The organism is Pseudomonas duriflava (assembly GCF_007830155.1).
Lineage (GTDB): Bacteria > Pseudomonadota > Gammaproteobacteria > Pseudomonadales > Pseudomonadaceae > Chryseomonas > Chryseomonas duriflava.
The window spans coordinates 132,962-151,566 of record NZ_VLKY01000008.1 but is presented as its reverse complement, the minus strand read 5'-3'; the positions used below and the strand labels follow the sequence as shown (position 1 = coordinate 151,566).

Genomic DNA, 18,605 nt, shown 5'->3' with positions numbered 1-18,605 from the left:
TCACTGAACAAATCATTATGCAGACGTGTAGCGTACACGCACTTCCCTATCGTGCTGATCCAACAACTTACTTCGATCTTATTAAGGAAGCGGAAGGTGCTGTTTTACTGGACTCCGGAAGACCTGTAGCCACACGGGGCCGCTATGACCTCATGAGTGCCTGGCCTCTAGCTACCGTACAGATTAAGCCTGACGAATCCGGGCGGGTCTATTTCGACCGTCTTAGACATGCCTTGGATACATTGGGAGAGGCAGCTCTACCCGATGATATGGAACTTCCTTTCGCTGGGGGCCTTATTGGTTACTTGGCCTATGACTTTGGTCGTCGCCTGGAGCGTCTACCAAACCATGCTCAAGATGATCTTGGCCTGCCCGAGGCGCGGCTAGGGCTTTATGGTTGGGCCCTGATCAGTGATCACGAACGAATGAGCAGTCAGCTCGTTTTTCACCCATCGTTGGCCGATTCTGAACGAGAACACTTAGTCGCTTTGTTTTCTTCCGCGCCCGCCCCGGCACAGCACGGTGTATTTCGTCTTGAAGCACCCTTCAACGCTGACATCACGGCGGAACAGTACAGGCAAGGGATTGAATCCATACAAGCCTACATCTCTTCTGGAGATTGCTACCAGATCAATTTCACCCAACGCTTTCAGGCCCCTTGCACTGGGTCGTCCTGGCATGCTTACCGTGCCTTACGTGCCGCTTGCCCTACACCATTTTCCGGTTATATCCGTATCGAGGGAGGCGCTGTGCTCAGCCACTCCCCCGAACGCTTCCTCCAGCTAAAACAACGACAGGTCGAAACACGCCCGATCAAGGGTACTCGCCCCCGCGGCACTGATCCTCAGAGCGACGCGGCACTAGCCGCCGAGCTTTTGGCGAGCCCTAAAGACCGCGCTGAGAATGTAATGATTGTGGACCTGTTGCGTAATGATCTGGGGCGCAGTTGCCGTACCGGCTCTGTTCGCGTGCCTGAGCTGTTCGCGCTGGAAAGCTATCCCAATGTCCATCACCTAGTCAGCAGCGTGAGGGGTGAACTGGCCGACGGGCTAGACGTTTTCAACCTGCTTGCAGGAAGTTTTCCCGGCGGATCGATTACAGGCGCCCCCAAAATACGGGCCATGGAGATCATTGACGAGCTGGAAGCCACACGACGCGCATTGTATTGCGGCTCACTCCTTTATATTGATGTGCGCGGCGAGATGGACAGCTCGATTGCCATTCGCAGCGTTCTTATCAAGAGCAACCGGGCCTATTGTTGGGGCGGCGGTGGGATTGTGAAAGATTCTACATGGCAAGAGGAATACGCCGAATCCATCGCCAAGGTCAGCGTTTTGATGAAAACATTAGAAGCGCTGTAAGCACCATCTGGCTGTGCAGCCAAAGAGTGGCTTTGCTACCATGCCGGACTTCTTCTCATACCGCTCGGAGTCCTGCCATGTCATTCGACCTGGACCGTATCAATGCCGAATTCGCTAACCAGCCAGAGCAACTGATTGCCTGGGCGATAGGGTTAGGCAAGCCGGCTATCTGTACGACCAACTTCCGTCCTTTCGAGGCGGTAATCTTGCACATGGTGACTCGCGTCAAGCCGGATATTCCTGTGGTCTGGATGGACAGTGGTTATAACACCGAGGCGACTTACCGGTTCGCTGACGAGGTAGCGCGTACGCTGAATCTTAACCTTATCACTTACCTGCCCAAACGCTCGCGGGCTCATCGTGAAGCACTCGACGGCCCGGTCCCGGCGCTGGACGATCCACGTCATGCAGCCTTTACCGAAGAGGTCAAACTCGAACCTTTCGCTCGTGCATTGCGCGAGATGGCGCCTAGCGTCTGGTTCACGGCATTACGTGCCAGCGACACGGCCGTCCGAGCTCAAATGCAGCCGGTTAGTCTCAACCAAGACGGTCTGATAAAGGTAGCTCCTCTACTGCAATGGACCTCCAAGGATCTATATCAGTACCTTACCGCCCATAACTTGCCGAACAACTTTGACTACTTCGACCCTACCAAGGGTGAAGAAAACCGGGAGTGCGGCCTGCATATCCAGCACTGAGTCATACGGTAGACACAAAAGCCACTTCCTGAGAAGTGGCTTTTTAGTTTCGCTTACCTGGTATTTAGGCTTGGGAATAAGCCTTCATGGTCAATTTACGCTCGAGACGGTTATAGACAAACCAAGTCATCAGCAGACCTATGCAGAGCACAGCCGTCAGGAAATAGAGCCCTGACGCCAGGGTTCCTGTGTAGGCTTTCAACGCGCCGATACCAAACGGGCCGATATAACCACCCAGATTCCCTACCGAGTTGATGAGCGCAATGGCTGCCGCTGCACTAGCGCCCGAGAAGAATCGCCCAGGCAACGTCCAGAAAATGGCGGTACAGGAGAACAGACTGAAGGCCGCAAGACTAAGGGCTGCTAATTGCAGAACCGGTGCAGTCAGCGAGGCGCTGCAGAAAAAGCCGACAGCTCCGAGCGCATAAAGCACAGCCAGATGGCCATAGCGATCATTCAGGCGATCCGAGCTGCGCGGCATAATCAAAAGGCCAATAATACCGAATATATAAGGGATCGCCGAAACAAACCCCGTCGTCAGGTCACTGCCTCCAAATTGGTGCACCAGTGTAGGCAGCCACAGCCCCAGACCATAAATACTCAAAGTGACCGGTAGATAAAACAGCGCCAGCAGCAAAACTCGCTTGTCCTTTAATGCATGCAGGGGGTTGCCATGGCTCGTCTGGCCAAACGCTTGAACGTCTTTGTCGAGTTCACTGGTCAGCCAGCGCTTCTCATCCTTCGACAGCCAGGCTACCTGGGCAGGACCATCCGGCAAAAAAGCCAAGGTCGGCCAGGCCAACAGAACGGCCGGCGTTCCGATCATGAGAAATAGCCATTGCCAACCATGTAAACCCAGCATGCCATCCATACCCAGCAATGCCCCTGAGAGGGGCCCCGTCACCATCATTGCAATCGGTTGGGAAAGGATGAACAGGCCTAATATCTTGCCCCTGTGCCGAACCGGGTACCACTGGGTAATGTAATACAGCACTCCTGGGAAGAAGCCTGCTTCGGCGACCCCTAGTAAAAATCGCATCACATAGAAACTGGTCGGCCCTTGAATAAAGGCCATTCCCATCGTTATGAGACCCCAGGTAATCAAGATACGGGCAAACCAGCGGCGCGCCCCAAAACGCTGAAGAAACAGGTTACTGGGAACCTCGAAGAGAAAATAACCAATAAAGAATAGCCCTGCCCCCAGCCCATAAGCTGCATCGCCGATACCGACATCAGCGCCCATATGTAGCTTGGCAAAGCCTACGGCAGAACGATCGATATAGGCGACCAGATACAAAAGAATGAGGAAGGGAATAAGTTTGAGCGTGATAAGGCGGATCAGCCGCATTTCTGGACTCATGACCAAGTCTCCAATTGTTTTTGTTATGAGCAAACAAGGCGGACTCTGGATGCTCCTTGCCAGACTATAAAGTAATACTTTTTAATCAACAACGCTTCCAATAAACCGATTAAAGGTCTAGATTCGCTAAAAATAAAATCTTTAGTCTTACGATAAGAGAAAAACATGACTAATAAAAAAACAGCTCTACGCTCGGCCCAATGGTTTGGCAATGCCGACAAAAATGGCTTCATGTACCGCAGCTGGATGAAAAATCAAGGTATTCCGGATCATGAATTCCAAGGCAAACCCATTATTGGAATTTGTAATACCTGGTCCGAACTTACACCGTGCAATGCTCATTTCCGCAAGATTGCGGAACATGTGAAGCGCGGCGTCTATGAAGCAGGCGGTTTCCCCGTCGAGTTTCCTGTATTTTCCAATGGCGAATCTAACTTGCGACCTACCGCCATGCTGACGCGCAACCTCGCCAGCATGGATGTTGAAGAAGCCATTCGGGGTAATCCGGTTGATGCTGTGGTTTTGCTGACAGGATGCGACAAAACCACCCCAGCCCTACTCATGGGCGCTGCCAGCTGCGATGTCCCGGCAATTGTGGTGACCGGTGGACCGATGCTCAACGGCAAGCATCATGGTCGCGATATCGGAGCCGGAACCATCGTCTGGCAAATGCACGAAGCCTACAAAGGCGGACTGATCGATCTGAACGAGTTCCTCTCAGCCGAGGCCGGGATGTCACGCTCGGCTGGTACTTGCAATACTATGGGAACAGCCTCAACCATGGCCTGTATGGCTGAAGCCTTAGGTACGTCATTGCCGCACAATGCGGCTATACCGGCAGTGGATTCACGCCGTTATGTACTGGCTCATCTATCCGGCATGCGTATCGTCGAGATGGTTCATGAAGATCTTCGCCTGTCTAAGATCCTTACTAAAGAAGCCTTCGAAAATGCTATCCGGGTTAATGCCGCCATAGGCGGTTCGACGAACGCCGTTATTCACTTGAAGGCCATCGCTGGCCGGATCGGTGTTGATCTACAGCTGGATGATTGGACCCGGGTCGGGCGTGGCACACCCACAATTGTTGACTTGCAGCCCTCTGGCCGGTTTTTGATGGAAGAGTTTTACTACTCCGGTGGATTGCCTGCAGTGATACGACGTATAGGCGAAGCTAATCTCCTTCCCCATCCTGAGGCGCTGACTGCTAACGGCAAAACACTGTGGGAAAATTGCGCGGGAGCGCCCATTTACGGTCAGGATGAGGTTATTCGCTCCTTGGATAATCCCCTTCGTGAAGACGGCGGAATTTGTGTACTTCGCGGTAACCTGGCTCCCAAAGGCGCTGTTCTCAAACCGTCAGCCGCAACCCCATCACTTATGCAACATCGTGGCCGCGCTGTGGTTTTCGAAAATCTTGAAGATTACAAAGCGCGGATTATCGATCCGGACTTGGATATCGACGAGACGTGCGTAATGGTCCTAAAGAATTGTGGCCCAAAAGGTTATCCAGGCATGGCCGAGGTAGGCAATATGGGCCTCCCGCCCAAACTCCTCGCCAAAGGGATTACCGATATGGTTCGTATCTCCGACGCACGCATGAGTGGTACAGCCTATGGGACCGTGGTTTTGCACGTTGCGCCCGAGGCCTCGGCAGGGGGGCCGCTGGCTGTAGTGCGCAACGGAGACATGATCGAACTCGACTGTGTCAGTGGCCGTCTGCACCTGGATATATCTGATGAAGAATTACAGGCCCGGCTAGCCGACTGGCAGGATCCGAATGCTCAGATGATCGGAGGCGGTTATCGCAAGCTCTATGTGGATCATGTGTTGCAGGCCGATGAAGGGTGCGATTTTGACTTTCTAGTCGGGTGCCGTGGCTCCGAAGTGCCTCGGCACTCCCATTGACAGCACTTATAACACCTTCTGCCGCACCGGCAGGAGGTGAATGCTATGATGCGCGACACCGAAACAGGATCGCAACGCCGCGCCTCATGGAATATCGAAAGCCCTCCCTTCGCAAAAGTATGCATGCTCGAATCGTTCAGGAGCTAGGTAGACAGATTGTCTCCGGCCACTTTCCAGTCGATTCCAAACTTCCGGCAGAGACTTCGTTGTGTGAAGACTACGCGGTCAGCCGTCCGGTCTTACGAGAAGCCACTCGTGTCCTAGTGGCCAAGGGACTGGTGTACTCGAAGCCTAAAGTAGGTACGGTCGTAAGACCTCGCCGGGAATGGCACATGCTTGACCCAGATGTACTGCACTGGCTGATGGAAACGACACCTCAGAACGAGTTTTTTGACGTATTGTCCAGCGTACGCTGCATCATCGAGCCCGCTGTTGCAGCCTTGGCTGCCACAAACGCCACAGCTGAAGATATAGCAGCCATTGAAGATGCCTACTATCGGATGGAAATGGCGGAAACCCCGGAGAATCTGCTTCAACCAGACCTCGATTTCCACAGCCGAATCGCCGATGCGACCCATAATGACTTACTGGCCAATCTATGCAACATGCTTTCCTTAGCGCTGCGTGAGTCTTTACGCCAGTCCAATCGCCGCCCTAATTTGCATGAGTTAGCCCTACCCCGTCACAAGGCCATCTTGACCGCCATTCAGCATCGCGATGCCTTAGGCGCCAAGCACGCTACGCTCGTACAGTTGGAAGACGCGCGGAAGGCACTCTCCCTAGTGCTCGAAAGTGAATGATGCAGACATAAAAAACCCCGGTAAACCGGGGTTTTTTATTTGAGTCGATCAGCTCAAGGCATCCTTGGTCGTCGTACCGTTGACGAGACGCGCAACTCCTAGCGGATTAGCGTTCTTCAATGGGTCCGGTAGCAAAGCATCGGGGTAGTTCTGATAGCAGACGGGACGTAAGAAGCGATCAATCGCCAGTGTACCCACAGAAGTACCACGTGCATCAGATGTAGCCGGGTAAGGCCCGCCATGCACCATAGAGTCACAGACTTCTACACCTGTAGGATAACCATTGATCAGCAGGCGGCCTGCTTTCTGCTCAAGCACCGCTGTTAGCTCGGCGCCATACGTCTCTAAATCAGATGTCTCGGCAATCAGCGTAGCAGTCAACTGACCACGTAACCCATGCAGAGCCTGCAACAACTCGGCGCGGTCAGCTACTTCGACCACAACGGTAGTTGGGCCAAAGACCTCTTCCTGCAATAGCTCATCGCCACTCAGTAGCAGACTGACATCCGCTTTGAACAATTGCGGCTGAGCCTGATTTCCCTGTTGAGCGGAGCCGGCCAAATGAGTAATGCCAGGATGAGCGTTCAAATGCTCAAGTCCTTTGGTATAGCTCTTCAGCGTGCCAGCATTGAGCATCGTCTGTGCAGGCTGGTCATTCAGGGTAGCGGCAAACCGTTCAAGGAATGCGGAGAACTCTGGCGAGCGAATCCCAATGACCATGCCTGGATTAGTACAGAACTGACCACACCCCAATACAACCGATGCTGCTAGCTCATTAGCAACCGTATCGCCACGCTGCTTAAGCGCTTCTGGCAACAGCACGACAGGATTAATGCTGGACATCTCGGCAAAGACCGGGATCGGTTGCGGACGAGCGGCTGCCATATCACAGAGCGCACGGCCACCACGCAACGAACCGGTAAAACCTACAGCCTGGATAGCGGGATGCTTAACGAGCAACTCGCCAACGCCGCCACCGTAAATCATATTGAATACGCCAGCCGGCATGCCAGTACGTTCGGCAGCCCGAACGACAGCATTGGCGACGTATTCCGCCGTGGCCATATGACCGCTGTGAGCCTTGAACACGACCGGGCATCCCGCCGCTAGCGCCGACGCGGTATCACCACCTGCCGTAGAGAAGGCTAGCGGAAAGTTGCTGGCTCCAAAGACAGCGACCGGCCCTAAGCCCATACGGCACTGGCGTAAGTCAGGACGTGGCAGCGGCTTACGATCAGGCAGGGCCCGATCGATGCGCGCACCATAAAAATCACCACGACGCAGGACGGTAGCAAACAGGCGCATTTGCCCACTGGTACGTGCGCGCTCGCCCTGGATACGACCTGCCGGTAGGGCAGTTTCCTGGCAGACTAACTGAACGAAATCATCACCCAGAGCATCCAGTTCATCTGCGATAGCCTCTAAAAAGGCGGCACGCTTCTCGGCACTCAGGCTGCGATAGATCGGATAGGCTTCCTGAGCAGCGCGAGCAGCCGCATCTACTTCTTCAGGAGTAGCCTGATAGAAGTCATAGGACAACCTCTCACCTGTCGTGGCGTCAACGCTGTATACAATCGTTTCGCCTTTGGCACTACGTGCACCGCCAATATAATTCTGTCCGGTAATCTGCATGCTTTACTCCTTGACCATAAAGGGTTTCAGGACGCTGCATAGGGAATATCCCCTGCAGCCAGAATGAAAATAATCGTACTGTCCGCCGCCTACCTTTCAGACTAGCGCCACTTAAGTCATCATACAACTATAGGTTTGTGTCGCCCAGTGATTAATGAAGCCGCTGCTAAAGAACATGTTTCATGTCATGGATATTTGGCCATTAGTGACAAGCCATTATTACAGCCCTTTTACCCCACCGACTGTAAAAGCCATTTCACTCGGAACGATGCCATTGATTAACGGCTCGCCAAATTCCGGCATGCTGATCTCAAAGCGATCGCCCGGCTGAGCCTTGACTCCATCCGCAAAAGACAGCGTAGCTGTTCCAAAAAAATGCACGTGAACATCGCCCGGACGAAGAAACTGGTTGTACTTGAAGTGGTGATACTCCAGGTTTTCCAGGCTATGACACATATTGTCCTCGCCAGAAAGGAACTCCTTTTCCCACAACACTTCACCGTTACGGACGATACGGCTCTGCCCGGTCAAAGCACGGGGTAGCGCTCCTACCCGCAGCTCAGGCCCATACGCGCAATAGCGCAGCTTTGAATGGGCCAGATAGAGATAGTTTTTGCGCTCCATAACATGATCGGAAAACTCGTTACCCAAGGCGAATCCAACTCGATATGGCTGCCCATCATCGCCAATAACATAAAGACCGGTCAGCTCAGGCTCTTCGCCCGCATCTTCAGCAAACGGTGGGAGTTGGAAATCTGCACCAGGACGCACCACGATACTGCCGTCCCCCTTGTAAAACCATTCGGGCTGGGCACCAGCCTGTCCAGCCGGCGGACGACCACCCTCAAGCCCCCAGTTGAACATACGCATACTGTCCGTGAGCTTGGCTTCGGCCTGAACGGGCTGTTGATGCATCTTGTCGCGGGTCGACGCGCTTCCCAAATGGGTCAATCCCGTCCCGGTCACCAAACAATGAGCAGGATCTTCATGGTCAAGAGGAGGCAATAGCCGTTGGGCCTCTCTCACCTCGCCATAGCGTGGTCCGACGTCCAAACCTTGCACGGCTACTTCATCAGCCAAACCACGGCCATGCCGAATAGCGTTTAACGCCAGATCACGAGTAGTTCGTACATTCCGGACGACTTGAACGCTATCGCCTTCAATAAGCCCTACGTGACGACGGCCTTCAGGGGTTTCGAACTGAATCAGTCTCATGGGTGACTCTCTTATCATTGTCGTCGAATCGTAGACGGCACTTTACGATCTGCTGCCAACGCTGCCTAATGAGAGCTGCTAATTGAGCGATAACAAAAAGTTATTCCCATGCTGCCTTCTTTGAACTCCATCGCTTCACGTTTGCGCCTCAGACAATTGCGTTTATTGATTGCCCTTGACGAACACGGCTCGTTGCATAAAGCAGCTGAGCTCATGGCCATTACTCAGCCCGGCGCAACTAAGTCCCTTCATGAGATCGAGACGACGTTAGGTGCCACATTATTCGTTAGATCAAGCCAAGGGTTGCAGCCAAACGACCTAGGGCGATGCGTCATTCGCTACGCACGTTTGATTCTTTCGGACCTGGCTCATTTGCGAGAGGACATGCTGGGTATTCTTAAAGGCCAAGGTGGGCGTCTTTCCATCGGGGTGATCATGGGTGCAGTTCCCTTGCTGATGCGTGCAGTAACCCAACTGCGCCAGACGCAACCGGAGTTATCCATTCATATTGTGGAAGACACCAGCGCACGGTTACTCGCCCTGCTCGATCAAGGCCGTCTCGATGTAGCTATTTGCCGCCCCAGTGTTAGTAGTCAACCCGGCACCTATGTTCGACTAGCGGAACAATCGGAAAGCCTGTCTGTAGTTGTTCATCCCGATCATCCACTGACTCGAATATCTGCCCATAGCCTAGCGGAACTAACCGGGTATCGTTGGGTGGTCTATCCCAGCCACATGCCTATGCGTATTACACTTGAGCAGGCTTTTCGCGAGGCAGATTTAGAGTTTCCGCCCTACCCAATCGAAACAGCCTCAACTTTTATGACATTGAGTCTGCTTCAGGAAGATCCGCTCCTGCTGGCAGTCATGCCCAAGGAGGTCGCACAGTTCAGCGAACAGTTTGGGATGGTTCGCTCACTCCCTATCCCTCTACGCCGTACCGAACCTTATAGTCTAGTGGCCAGGCAAAACGCCGAACTCACTGCGCCGGCGCGGATGCTAGTTGAAGAAGTACGTCAGGTGATGCGCCTTGTAGAAGGCTAGCACTGGTGTTCTGAACTCTGGAAACCCGCCGATAAACATGCCAGATCAAATGTTGCTATGCCTTACGGCAGGGCAATAATCTGTAGCAGCAGTACAGCATAAAGCCTTGTGACTGCCCTTATCCCTTTAAAGTCGAAAACTTGTAGATGGTAGTCTGCTTGTAGGTTTCCCCTGGATTAAGGCGCGTAGAGGGAAATGAAGGCTGATTAGGCGCATCTGGAAAATGCTGTGCCTCAAGCGTGAAGGCTCCCCAATGCGGATATACCTTTCCTTGCTTGCCCTTGATGCTCCCATCAAGGAAATTTCCTGTATAAAACTGTACGCCAGGCTCAGTGGTGTACATCTCCAAACGACGCCCAGACGCAGGGTCAAATGCTGTCACCGCAACAGCGTCCAGTTGACCCGACCTGTCAAATACCCAGTTGAAATCGAAACCGCCAGCCTTAGGCTCTGCAAACATAAGTTGTTCGCTTTTGCTCCCTAAATACTTTCCAATAGCGGTAGGATGAAGAAAGTCCATAGGCGTGTCGGCTACTGGGGCTAGCGTTCCGGTCGGAATAAGCTCCGCATCGACAGGCGTTACATGCGAAGCATGAATCGTGATCTTCTGATCCTTAATAGTACCGTTACCCGCTCCTGCCAGATTGAAATAACTGTGATTGGTCAGATTAACAACGGTAGGCTTGTCAGTATGGGCGGTGTACTCGATCTGTAACTCATTCTGCTCGTTAAGCGTATAACGGACCGTAGTGGTCAGCGTGCCAGGAAAGCCCATCTCGCCATCAACGGAAACGTAATTAAGCGACACGCCTTTCCAGTCCTTACCCTCGATAGGCTTGGCCTGCCAGAGCTTGGTATTGAATCCCTCTGGCCCGCCATGCAATGAGTTCGGCCCATTATTGACCGGTACCTGATAGGCTTTTCCCTCCAGCTCGAAACGCCCCTGCTTTATTCGATTACCAAACCGGCCAATGATTGCCCCGAAATAGACATTGCCATTATCAAGATATTCCTGGATATCATCGAATCCTAATACAACATCATCCACCACTCCTCTTGCATCTGGCACCTCAATGGATTGAACGATACCGCCATAAGTAATGATGCCGACACGCATGCCATTGCTGTTGTGAAGCGTGTATTTCTCGACCGGCCGGCCATCAGGCAACACGCCGAAAGCGGAACGATCTACATGAACCGCAGCGAACGCAGAACCAGACATAAGGACAAACCCTATTCCAAGGAGCGATACGAGCGTATGGGAAGCCTTCATCAAGGACACCTCGTGTTGTTGTTCTTGTCTGGGATGCGGACGAGTCTTGAATCCTCATTCACCCCTTGAACACGATAGTCCAACAATACGGGTTTAGTATGATGATTGATAGCGATCAATAGGTAGGCAGTGTCACGTCCGTAAACAACTCATCCACCTCCTGGCGACTGTGACACTGCATTGCCTGCATGATTACATCACGTGTCAAATGCGGCGCGAAACGTGTGATGAAATCACACATGTAACCCCGCAGGAAGGTCCCGCGACGTAGACCGATTTTGGTGATACTGGCTTCGAACAATTCACTAGCATCAAGTGCCACTAGATCACTGTCCAGCTTATGATCAACCGCCATGTCCGCTACAATACCTACGCCCAATCCCAGCCGTACGTAAGTCTTTATTACATCAGCATCAGCAGCCGTAAAAACTACTTTAGGCTCCAAACCTTTCTTGCTGAACGCCTCGTCTAACTTAGAACGTCCCGTAAACCCGAATACATAAGTAACGATGGGATGCTCAGCCAGTGCCTCTAGCGTCAATTTAGGCAACTTGGCCAGGGCATGCTCATGCGGCACGATCACACAGCGGTTCCATCGATAACACGGCAGCATGATCAAGTCGCCAAAGTGTTCTAATCCCTCGGTCGCGATAGCGAAATCTACCGTACCGTCAGCTGCCATCTCGGCAATCTGCATCGGCGTGCCTTGTTGCATATGCAGTGCAACATCCGGATATTGCTTCATGAAATCCCGGATAACGTCTGGCAAGGCGTAACGCGCTTGAGTATGCGTTGTGGAGATAGAGAGCGTGCCCTTTCGTTCGTTAGAAAACTCTTGGGCAATCTGCTTGATACTTTCACATTTGCGCAGGATTTCGCCTGCCGTTTGGATGATACGCTCCCCTGCAGGGGTTATGCGCGTCAGATGTTTGCCGCTACGTGCAAACACCTCAACACCTAACTCATCCTCAAGCAGGCGAATTTGTTTGCTGATGCCTGGCTGTGAGGTATAGAGGCTCTGGGCCGTAGCGGAAACATTCAGATCATGATGCGCTACCTCCCAGATGTAACGCAATTGCTGAAGCTTCATGATGGCTCCTTCGTATCGCTAGCAGCTGCTTTTCTTATAACTTAAGTATGATATATAGCCAAGCTTTTATTACTTTACTAACTTATCAGCCATGACCTCTATGCTGCAACATAGGCACAAGATATACAGGAACCTCTGCAGCCTGCAGAATTTTCCCCGCAGTCCGTCCTAACGGTGTACCCCATGAACTAGCATGACTATGACTACCTATCACCAGTAAATCCACAGCAAGATCATGGGATTGTTCAAGAATGACTTGGACAGGGTCACCTTTGATTACCCGAACAAGTCGAATCCGATCGAAGTCCTGATGTGCATCTCCCATTTCATCCCGTAAACACTCCATTACCTTTCGCTCGATACTTTGTAGAACAGTCGTGAACCCCTGCTCACGTAGTTCTTTTAACGTAGGCGTATCAACATAGGTTTGCAGAACAGAATCTGCAAACAGCCCTAGAGGCTCTACTGCATGGACAACATAAAGCTTGGCCTGATGGGCACGGGCAAGACATAACGCATGCTGGAGAACTGAAGACGAATAAATACCCAGATCAGTTGCGCACAAAATCGACTGTATCAAACGGCCTCCTCGACAGCTGACGTGGCCGGCCACTTTCCGCCAGACAACACTTTAGATTTATCGATATCAAAAAAAGCGTAGCAGCCTCTTGCGGATTCGTACCGAGGCCAAACACAGGATGAACAGTTTTGAGAACCCTGTCTTGCTGCTGAACTAACCCAGCGCGCTCAAGGCAACTCCTCAGGCACTTTCCCCAAGCAGCGAACAATAGCGTCCGACAAGGCCTGCTGAGTCAAAGCAACATTTAAAGCACCGTAAAACAGCCCTTCTCGTATAACGAAAAGAGCGGGCAAGTGATAAACACCATAACGTTGTACTAATCCCCCATTACGTCCTGCATCAACCCAGGCGATGCGATCAACTGGCAACATCATTGCAGGCAGACGCTGACGCGCCCAGCGACAACTGGCGCACCCTTCTGCCGTGAACAGGAGCAACGTTGCTCCAGACAGACTCAACAACGCCTGATCGGCGTCAAGATCATTAAGCTCCACAGATCACTCCATCGCTATTAAACGTTCACTTATTCATCCGCTCATGCATAACCGTTGTCCGCCTGTGCCGAACACGTTAAGGTTATTGTTTTCCATCATCTACCGCGTAGCGTCTGCACGTCTTGCCGTGTGAGCATCGTGGCCTACGAGAACACCATGCCCGATTTACCCATCAATGACTTGAATGTCATCTCAAATGACCCGCTGATCACGCCCGAGCAGCTGAAAAAAGAAATCCCTCTGACGGAGAAGGCTCTCCAGACGATCGTGGAAGGCCGCCAGGTCATCCGCGACATCCTGGATGGTAAAGACCATCGTATTTTTGTGGTGATTGGACCTTGCTCTATTCATGACGTGAAAGCTGCCCATGAATATGCCAATCGCCTCAAAGTTCTGGCTGAACAGGTATCCGATACTCTCTATCTGGTCATGCGCGTCTACTTTGAAAAGCCTCGTACTACGGTAGGCTGGAAGGGATTGATTAACGATCCGTACTTGGACGACTCATTCAAGATCCAGGATGGCCTGCATATTGGTCGACAATTGCTGCTCGATTTGGCAGAGAAAGGATTACCCACCGCTACAGAAGCCTTGGATCCTATCTCACCTCAGTACTTGCAAGACTTGATCAGTTGGTCGGCCATTGGTGCTCGTACCACCGAGTCCCAAACTCACCGTGAAATGGCCTCAGGCCTCTCTTCGGCAGTCGGCTTCAAAAACGGTACTGATGGCAGCCTCACAGTAGCAATCAATGCACTGCAGTCGGTATCCAACCCTCATCGCTTCCTGGGTATTAACCAGCAGGGGCAGGTTTCCATCGTAGCGACCAAAGGCAATCCTTATGGCCATGTAGTGCTGCGCGGTGGCAACGGCAAGCCGAACTACGATTCAGTTAGCGTGGCAGTATGCGAGCGCGAACTCCTCAAGGCTAAAGTAAAGCCTAACATTATGGTGGATTGCAGCCATGCCAACTCAAACAAGGATGCTGCCTTGCAACCGCTCGTTATGGATAATGTGGCGAACCAAATCCTGGAAGGCAATCGGTCTATTATCGGCCTGATGGTGGAAAGTCACTTGGGATTCGGTAATCAACCTATCCCGACAGATGTTTCCCAGCTGCAGTATGGCGTATCTGTCACAGATGCCTGTATCGACTGGAACATGACTGAAGAAAGCATTTTGAACATGCACGCTAAACTCCAGGCTGTACTGCCCCAACGCAAACGCGACTAATAAAGCGGAAATATACGAGCCGGGCTAAATGCCCGGCTTTTTATTAGGTATGTCGCCTCAGCGTGAGGAATTAGCCGAATTCTGGCGCCGCTCCATATACCACTCGACATAAGAGCAGGACGGAATAACGCTATAGCCGCGCGACTCTGCATACACGAGGGCATGCTCTGCCAAGGCCGCTGCGATCCCACGGCCTCGTAGTGTATCCGGCACGAACGTCCGGTAAAAATCCATGGTCTGCTTGCCCAGATCCATATAAGCCAGATAGGCACGCTGCCCGTTGACCTGAATCACAAACTGATGGGAAGAGAGATCGTGATCAATGGAAAACGACTCGTTCATATCGGCTCCTTAGCGGAATACCCATAACCCGCCTTATCTGTCTTATTAATGAAGCGACATTGCTACAAAACCTACCCTTCAGTTCGCATGAAACAGAGTCCGAGGCAGTTACCATACGAAAATCAAGATCTTAGGCTGGAGACTGCAAGCAATCTGACGCCGGAGTAGAGCTCAATAGTGCGTTTAAGTTCTTATCATTACAAGCCGTGATGAGCAAACTCCCTGCGATTTTCTTCTTAACTGCATCAGCTCTATTAAATAGAGATGCGTCAACTTTGGACACTTTTTAATCAGGGCATGGTCAATTTATCGAGCATGCCCAGTCAAAGTAAAAAAAACATGACTTGTGCATGCTCGCTTAGTTTACTTACTACGCGTAATGGGTAGTATGTAGCCCGCAATTTTCCGTTGGAAATTTGCACTCTATATGGAAGTCCACCTCAAGGGGATAATGATGAACAACGCTCTGAAATTTGCCGCTCTGGCTCTGGCTGCCGCTCTGGCCACTGGTTGCAGCAGCGCTTCCAAAGAAAGCGAAGCTCGCCTGACCGCTACTGAAGATGCCGCTGCTCGTGCACAGGCTCGTGCTGATGAAGCCTACCGCCATGCCGACGAGGCTCTGGCTGCTGCTCAGAAGGCTCAGCAGACTGCTGACGAAGCCAACGAGCGCGCTCTGCGCATGCTGGAAAAAGCTAGCCGCAAATAATAGGTCTCTGACCTGTTGGCTGGCCTCCGGGCTAGCCTTTGCGAGCAAATAAAAAGCCCGCCAAATGGCGGGCTTTTTATATTCTGAAAGACCTACATCACTTTACCGGAAGACTGCAATGTAGCGGTTTGCTCCGAAGCATTAGGCTTTGCCACTTCAACAGGCAGACCGTCCTGAGCCGTTACGATATCGCGCACCAAGTCCCAGTTCAGATCAACCTGACCGTTAAGATCTTCTCGGCGGATCATGGCATTCACTACAGCCGTGTGCCGGTCAAGCATAGCTGGTTGACCATCATCTGTAGACAAAGGCTCATGCGCCTCCAGATAAAGCTTGCCATCACTAATACCAAACTTATAAGGCTCGTTGATAATGCGCACCGGCGTTCCTACCGGAATCATTCCAACAAGCTCAGTGAGGTTGTTATTTAGCATCCGGAAGCAGCCGTGACTGACACGCATGCCAATACCGAACTTCTTATTCGAGCCATGAATCAGATAACCCGGCAGTGCTAGCGTCATCTTGTAGGGGCCTAATGGATTATCTGGGCCCGGCGGCACGACCTTGGGAAGCGGATCGCCTTCAGCTGCATGTTCTGCTCGAATTGAGGCCGGCGGATACCAGCTTGGATCCTTGATTTTACCTGTAATACGGGTATTCGTTATCGGCGAGCCCCAGCCCTCCCGTCCAATACCCAAGGGGTAGGTGAAAACGCTACTCCCATCCTTAGGGTAATAGTACATGCGGTATTCGGCCAGGTTGATAACCACACCCTCCCGAGGCCCTGGCGGCAGGATGAAGCGGGTCGGTAAAACGACCTCTGTACCAGCTCCAGGCAACCAGGCATCTACGCCCGGGTTAGCAGCCACCATTTCCAGATAGCCGATATCGTAGCGCTCTCCCAGATCCGCAAAGGTATCTTCGTAAGCAGCCTTGATGACCTGCACCTGACCTACGATATCTTCGCCTGGCGGTGGAAGCGGTAATTCGAGAGCCGAAGCGGAACCGGCCGCCAACAGGGTTGCCAGGGACAAACAAGCAACAGACGATGCACGCGACAACATCGGAAAATCCTTGCTATATAAATAAGAAAGTCAAGTGGGTTGTGGCAGTGTAACACTACGACCGTTTCGCTCGTGAGATCTCAAAGGAACGAAACAGCGCTTACCTCGCCCCGTTTATTTGCTTTGAGACGCTCAATACAGTATGGGCATATATGGGCCTGCCGGAGTGCCTGACGGCCGAGTGGCCGAAAGACAGGCTCTGCCGGTAAGAGGCTACCGCACAGTGTGCGGTCGGCATGTCCACCGAGCTCAAGCTGGCGAGCCACTATATGCACCTGGGTCGTCCGACAGGCGAATAGATCGAGCTGGGCGCCAGGAACAATAAGTTGAAAACCAAACAAGGACCAGGCGTGACGCGACATTTCGGGCTCCAGAGCGGGGGCGCAACCTTAACGGAAAGGCGCATGCCTGAAAAGCGCCCCACCCAGTAAATTGTCCTCTGCATGCTAGTAAAAGCCCATTAGAAAGGCTCTTGCCGACGAACGTCAGCCAGACGCCGACTTATCAGCCTCTACCAAGGGCTGCAATACCTGCCAGGCATTATCCAGCAAACGAGACTGAGCCTGAGCGTTAGGATGAATACCATCACCTTGCATATAGCGGGGATCTCCGCCAACACCTTCTAGAAAGAATGGTACCAAAGGAACATTCTTTTCATGGGCTACCGCTGTAAAAACAGATGCGAATGCCTCGGTATAACGAACACCGTAATTAGGTGGTAGACGCATACCAAGCAAGACAACTTGAGCCCCGGCAGCTTTTGACTGATCAACCATCGAAGCAAGATTTTGTTGCAATTGCGCAGGGGGCTGCCCCCGCAGGCCATCATTACCGCCAAGTTCGACAACCACTATGTCTGGCTTATGCGTCTCGAGCAGCCCAGGCAGTCTCGCAAGCCCACCAGCACTGGTATCACCGCTAATAGAGGCGTTTACTACCGTATGCTCACCCCCCGACTTGGCAAGGCGTTTTTCCAATAGGGATACCCATCCCTGACCAGTTTCCACGCCGAAACCGGCACTGATACTATCTCCAACGATCAAAAGCGTCTGTGCTGCGGCATTTTGAGCCAGCAAGCACAACGCCAAACAGCCGCTCGAAAACCAACTTCGCATCCGGGATCCTCAATGAGTGCCAGCATTCTTATCGCACAGAACCTTAGCAAGGTTGTTCCCAGCACGGAAGGTGAATTGACGATCCTGCATGACCTCGACTTCGAATTGGCCCAAGGTGACAGCTTGGCAATTGTCGGCAGTTCAGGCTCGGGAAAATCCACGCTGCTCGGTTTACTGGCCGGGCTCGACCAGCCAAGTGGTGGCGACGTAGTGCTGGCGGGACACGCACTGAGCGGCCTGAACGAAGACGCTCGCGCTCGGGTACGAGCCGAGCACGTCGGTTTCGTATTCCAATCCTTTCAGTTGTTGGACAGTTTGACGGCCATGGAAAATGTCATGCTTCCTATGGAACTGGAGGGGCACCGGGATGCGCGCATGCGTGCCGAAACGCTGTTGACACGCGTTAACCTTGGCCATCGACTGACCCACTATCCTCGACAGTTATCAGGTGGAGAACAGCAGCGCGTCGCTATTGCCCGTGCTTTTGCAGCAGACCCTAAAATACTGTTTGCCGATGAGCCAACCGGGAACCTCGATACAACTACCGGCGCGCGGATCAGCGATCTGCTCTTTGATCTCAACCGCGAACACGGCACCACGCTGGTGCTAGTCACCCATGACGAGCGGCTAGCTCATCGCTGCAATCGGCTGATCCGGCTGGAAAGCGGTCGCCTAATAACGCCGGAGGCTTGA

General features: G+C 52.5%; 19 protein-coding genes. 8 read left to right on the top strand and 11 right to left on the bottom strand.

The genetic code is table 11. The features are described from left to right. Positions 1-17 precede the first annotated feature (17 nt). Together pabB and IQ22_RS13145 are read left to right on the top strand one after the other, a co-directional pair. Entirely contained in the window at positions 18-1,361 is a 1,344-nt protein-coding gene (pabB, locus tag IQ22_RS13150) for an aminodeoxychorismate synthase component I (protein WP_145142554.1), read from the top strand. Between the two features lie 77 nt (positions 1,362-1,438). Next, a complete protein-coding gene (locus tag IQ22_RS13145; RefSeq protein ID WP_145142551.1) occupies positions 1,439-2,059 on the top strand; it encodes a phosphoadenosine phosphosulfate reductase domain-containing protein in 621 nt (206 codons plus the stop codon). Positions 2,060-2,123: 64 nt separating this feature from the next. Here IQ22_RS13145 and IQ22_RS13140 read toward each other — a convergent pair whose 3' ends face one another. Continuing rightward, positions 2,124-3,419: an MFS transporter gene (locus IQ22_RS13140; protein ID WP_145142548.1), complete on the bottom strand. Its 1,296-nt coding sequence runs from the start codon at positions 3,417-3,419 to the stop codon at positions 2,124-2,126. A 165-nt stretch (positions 3,420-3,584) separates the two neighbouring features. On the opposite strand from IQ22_RS13140, the gene IQ22_RS13135 reads away from it, so the two are divergent. Beyond that, complete coding sequence (locus IQ22_RS13135; protein ID WP_145142537.1) at positions 3,585-5,324, top strand: IlvD/Edd family dehydratase; 1,740 nt, start codon at positions 3,585-3,587, stop codon at positions 5,322-5,324. A gap of 86 nt (positions 5,325-5,410) precedes the next feature. After that, entirely contained in the window at positions 5,411-6,124 is a 714-nt protein-coding gene (locus IQ22_RS13130) for a FadR/GntR family transcriptional regulator (protein WP_145142534.1), read from the top strand. Between the two features lie 48 nt (positions 6,125-6,172). On the opposite strand, the gene IQ22_RS13125 is transcribed toward IQ22_RS13130, so the two are convergent. Together IQ22_RS13125 and araD1 are read right to left on the bottom strand one after the other, a co-directional pair. Further along, positions 6,173-7,756 carry an aldehyde dehydrogenase (NADP(+)) gene (locus IQ22_RS13125; protein ID WP_145142531.1) on the bottom strand — a complete coding sequence of 528 codons (1,584 nt, stop codon included), beginning with the start codon at positions 7,754-7,756 and terminating at the stop codon, positions 6,173-6,175. A 219-nt stretch (positions 7,757-7,975) separates the two neighbouring features. After that, positions 7,976-8,971, bottom strand: a complete 996-nt coding sequence (gene araD1, locus IQ22_RS13120) for an AraD1 family protein (protein ID WP_145142529.1) — start codon at positions 8,969-8,971, stop codon at positions 7,976-7,978. A 108-nt stretch (positions 8,972-9,079) separates the two neighbouring features. Here araD1 and IQ22_RS13115 point away from each other — a divergent pair, with 108 nt between their 5' ends. Then, on the top strand, positions 9,080-10,015 hold the full coding sequence (locus IQ22_RS13115; protein ID WP_145142526.1) for a LysR family transcriptional regulator: 936 nt from the start codon (positions 9,080-9,082) through the stop codon (positions 10,013-10,015). A 118-nt stretch (positions 10,016-10,133) separates the two neighbouring features. Here IQ22_RS13115 and IQ22_RS13110 read toward each other — a convergent pair whose 3' ends face one another. From IQ22_RS13110 to IQ22_RS13095, 4 genes are all read right to left on the bottom strand, one after another. After that, entirely contained in the window at positions 10,134-11,288 is a 1,155-nt protein-coding gene (locus tag IQ22_RS13110) for an aldose epimerase family protein (RefSeq protein WP_145142523.1), read from the bottom strand. A 115-nt stretch (positions 11,289-11,403) separates the two neighbouring features. Then, a complete protein-coding gene (cysB, locus tag IQ22_RS13105; protein WP_145142521.1) occupies positions 11,404-12,378 on the bottom strand; it encodes an HTH-type transcriptional regulator CysB in 975 nt (324 codons plus the stop codon). An 85-nt stretch (positions 12,379-12,463) separates the two neighbouring features. Further along, positions 12,464-12,958: a universal stress protein gene (locus IQ22_RS13100; RefSeq protein WP_145142518.1), complete on the bottom strand. Its 495-nt coding sequence runs from the start codon at positions 12,956-12,958 to the stop codon at positions 12,464-12,466. A gap of 167 nt (positions 12,959-13,125) precedes the next feature. Then, a complete protein-coding gene (locus IQ22_RS13095; protein WP_145142515.1) occupies positions 13,126-13,452 on the bottom strand; it encodes a thioredoxin family protein in 327 nt (108 codons plus the stop codon). Positions 13,453-13,608: 156 nt separating this feature from the next. Between IQ22_RS13095 and IQ22_RS13090 the strand changes: the two genes are divergently transcribed. Then, positions 13,609-14,685: a 3-deoxy-7-phosphoheptulonate synthase gene (locus IQ22_RS13090; RefSeq protein WP_145142512.1), complete on the top strand. Its 1,077-nt coding sequence runs from the start codon at positions 13,609-13,611 to the stop codon at positions 14,683-14,685. A gap of 57 nt (positions 14,686-14,742) precedes the next feature. On the opposite strand, the gene IQ22_RS13085 is transcribed toward IQ22_RS13090, so the two are convergent. Continuing rightward, positions 14,743-15,027 (bottom strand): GNAT family N-acetyltransferase, encoded by a 285-nt coding sequence (locus tag IQ22_RS13085; RefSeq protein WP_145142509.1) that lies wholly within the window; start codon positions 15,025-15,027, stop codon positions 14,743-14,745. Between the two features lie 454 nt (positions 15,028-15,481). On the opposite strand from IQ22_RS13085, the gene IQ22_RS13080 reads away from it, so the two are divergent. Next, positions 15,482-15,733: an Lpp/OprI family alanine-zipper lipoprotein gene (locus tag IQ22_RS13080; RefSeq protein ID WP_145142506.1), complete on the top strand. Its 252-nt coding sequence runs from the start codon at positions 15,482-15,484 to the stop codon at positions 15,731-15,733. Between the two features lie 92 nt (positions 15,734-15,825). On the opposite strand, the gene IQ22_RS13075 is transcribed toward IQ22_RS13080, so the two are convergent. From IQ22_RS13075 to IQ22_RS13065, 3 genes are all read right to left on the bottom strand, one after another. Next, positions 15,826-16,797 carry a L,D-transpeptidase family protein gene (locus IQ22_RS13075; RefSeq protein ID WP_145142503.1) on the bottom strand — a complete coding sequence of 324 codons (972 nt, stop codon included), beginning with the start codon at positions 16,795-16,797 and terminating at the stop codon, positions 15,826-15,828. 80 nt (positions 16,798-16,877) lie between these two features. Continuing rightward, positions 16,878-17,159 carry a hypothetical protein gene (locus IQ22_RS13070; RefSeq protein ID WP_145142500.1) on the bottom strand — a complete coding sequence of 94 codons (282 nt, stop codon included), beginning with the start codon at positions 17,157-17,159 and terminating at the stop codon, positions 16,878-16,880. A gap of 123 nt (positions 17,160-17,282) precedes the next feature. Continuing rightward, positions 17,283-17,912, bottom strand: coding sequence for an arylesterase (locus IQ22_RS13065; protein WP_145142496.1), 630 nt, complete (start codon positions 17,910-17,912; stop codon positions 17,283-17,285). 12 nt (positions 17,913-17,924) lie between these two features. Here IQ22_RS13065 and IQ22_RS13060 point away from each other — a divergent pair, with 12 nt between their 5' ends. Next, positions 17,925-18,605, top strand: a complete 681-nt coding sequence (locus IQ22_RS13060) for an ABC transporter ATP-binding protein (RefSeq protein WP_145142493.1) — start codon at positions 17,925-17,927, stop codon at positions 18,603-18,605.

Coding starts and splice junctions, on each gene's coding strand:
- pabB (WP_145142554.1), top strand. CDS start 18: ATGCAGACGTGTAGCGTACACGCACTTCCCTATCGTGCTGATCCAACA.
- IQ22_RS13145 (WP_145142551.1), top strand. CDS start 1,439: ATGTCATTCGACCTGGACCGTATCAATGCCGAATTCGCTAACCAGCCA.
- IQ22_RS13140 (WP_145142548.1), bottom strand. CDS start 3,419: ATGAGTCCAGAAATGCGGCTGATCCGCCTTATCACGCTCAAACTTATT.
- IQ22_RS13135 (WP_145142537.1), top strand. CDS start 3,585: ATGACTAATAAAAAAACAGCTCTACGCTCGGCCCAATGGTTTGGCAAT.
- IQ22_RS13130 (WP_145142534.1), top strand. CDS start 5,411: ATGGAATATCGAAAGCCCTCCCTTCGCAAAAGTATGCATGCTCGAATC.
- IQ22_RS13125 (WP_145142531.1), bottom strand. CDS start 7,756: ATGCAGATTACCGGACAGAATTATATTGGCGGTGCACGTAGTGCCAAA.
- araD1 (WP_145142529.1), bottom strand. CDS start 8,971: ATGAGACTGATTCAGTTCGAAACCCCTGAAGGCCGTCGTCACGTAGGG.
- IQ22_RS13115 (WP_145142526.1), top strand. CDS start 9,080: ATGCTGCCTTCTTTGAACTCCATCGCTTCACGTTTGCGCCTCAGACAA.
- IQ22_RS13110 (WP_145142523.1), bottom strand. CDS start 11,288: ATGAAGGCTTCCCATACGCTCGTATCGCTCCTTGGAATAGGGTTTGTC.
- cysB (WP_145142521.1), bottom strand. CDS start 12,378: ATGAAGCTTCAGCAATTGCGTTACATCTGGGAGGTAGCGCATCATGAT.
- IQ22_RS13090 (WP_145142512.1), top strand. CDS start 13,609: ATGCCCGATTTACCCATCAATGACTTGAATGTCATCTCAAATGACCCG.
- IQ22_RS13085 (WP_145142509.1), bottom strand. CDS start 15,027: ATGAACGAGTCGTTTTCCATTGATCACGATCTCTCTTCCCATCAGTTT.
- IQ22_RS13080 (WP_145142506.1), top strand. CDS start 15,482: ATGAACAACGCTCTGAAATTTGCCGCTCTGGCTCTGGCTGCCGCTCTG.
- IQ22_RS13075 (WP_145142503.1), bottom strand. CDS start 16,797: ATGTTGTCGCGTGCATCGTCTGTTGCTTGTTTGTCCCTGGCAACCCTG.
- IQ22_RS13070 (WP_145142500.1), bottom strand. CDS start 17,159: ATGTCGCGTCACGCCTGGTCCTTGTTTGGTTTTCAACTTATTGTTCCT.
- IQ22_RS13065 (WP_145142496.1), bottom strand. CDS start 17,912: ATGCGAAGTTGGTTTTCGAGCGGCTGTTTGGCGTTGTGCTTGCTGGCT.
- IQ22_RS13060 (WP_145142493.1), top strand. CDS start 17,925: ATGAGTGCCAGCATTCTTATCGCACAGAACCTTAGCAAGGTTGTTCCC.